The sequence below is a fragment of the Halopenitus sp. H-Gu1 genome (genome assembly GCF_041821145.1).
Lineage (GTDB): Archaea > Halobacteriota > Halobacteria > Halobacteriales > Haloferacaceae > Halopenitus.
The window spans coordinates 1-1,467 of sequence record NZ_JBGUBC010000058.1 but is presented as its reverse complement, the minus strand read 5'-3'; the positions used below and the strand labels follow the sequence as shown (position 1 = coordinate 1,467).

General features: G+C 51.1%; 1 pseudogene. It reads right to left on the bottom strand.

What is annotated here, in order from left to right:
- Positions 1–1,305, bottom strand: a pseudogene (locus ACERIT_RS16110) (type II restriction endonuclease subunit M); the annotation flags it as partial.
- Positions 1,306–1,467: the final 162 nt, after the last annotated feature.

Genomic DNA, 1,467 nt, shown 5'->3' with positions numbered 1-1,467 from the left:
GTATAGGTCCATCAGCACCTCCTGTGCGGCGAGCAGGAAGGCACCACTTCCTACGGCGGGATCGAGAATATGCGCTTCCTTCAGAATGTCGTGGTAGAGAGTCTCCACATGGCTGGTCTGGACGTTTTCCGTTGGAACTTGCTGAGTTATGGTTCCGCCATCGGCAACAGCTTCTGCGCTACTATCTGCCTCGAGCACGGGGAATCCGAACACATTGTCAATCTCGTCGTAGTCTGCGTCCACAGCCTCGTTGAGTTGATCGAGCAGATACGGATGGATCGTTCGGCGGGCCATGAACCCCGTGATCTCTTCCGGTGTGTAGTACGCCCCCATCTCCTTCTGATTGACCGTTTGTTCGAAGATGTGGCCCAAGATCGCCGGGGAGAGGTTCTTTGGATCAACGATGTCAAGTCGTTCGTCGACGTTCCAATTCCAGTCGGAGAGGAAGTCGAGGATATCATCGAAGAGCCCGTTCGTTTCCTCGGCAGAGCCACCTAATTTCGCGTCCTCAAACTCCTCTTCGACAGGATTCCTTGCGAACAAGCCACCGTTCAGGTACGGAAGACTACCGAAGTTAGGGTTCTGTTTGTCTTCTGCGAGGTATTCGAAGAAGAGCGGTTCGTAGAACTCTTCGTAGTGGTCACCACCCTCGTCAACGACTTCATTCGGCTGTTCGTGAAGGTAATTCGGGTTCCGATCAAGGAGGCGCTTTTCTTGGATGAAGTATAGGAAGATCATCCGGTCAAGAATGACTTGCACATATCGCTGCTTCGCATCACCACGATCATCAGGGATACCTGTGACCTCTTGAATGAGATCTGTCCGGAGGTCCTCGAACTGTTCATAGAACTCCTTGACGACCTGCTGCGTGTCGTAGAGCGTATCATAAATCGCAGCAGAGGAACCGTACTCAATCGAGTTCAGTTTCTGGAGAATAGTGTTCTTCTCCCCACTGTCCCGCGTGAACTGCTCTTTTGAGAACGAAATCTTCTGATGCTTAATTCGACCGTGTTGCTGGCCTTCCCAGCTCCGGACTCGCGTGATGAAGGTGAAGATCTCGAAATCGTTGGTGGCAACGAGGTTGGTGTGTCGTGAGCGATTTTCCGGTTTGAAATCCGTGGCAGTCTCACCGGGGCCAGCATTGACAATGACGATGAATTCGTCATCATCAAGCTGGACTACGAGTTCGTTATCACCCCCAAGTTTCGGGCGTGGTTTGAGCCCGCGTTTTTCAAAGGAGTTCGCTATATCCTGTAAAGAGTCCCAGCCCGCGATATCGGATGCGGTGATCTGCTGGAGAGTCATACCACCTGAAAGTTGCTTTACTCATATGAAAATGATGGATATGAGGGTGGCTTTCGACTGCACTGGTCAATACACTTGTTGAATAGAGTGTAAGAAGCAGCTTGTATTTCACCGGCAATCGTAGATAAAGTCGAAAACAGCCAATAGCGAGACGATCAGTTG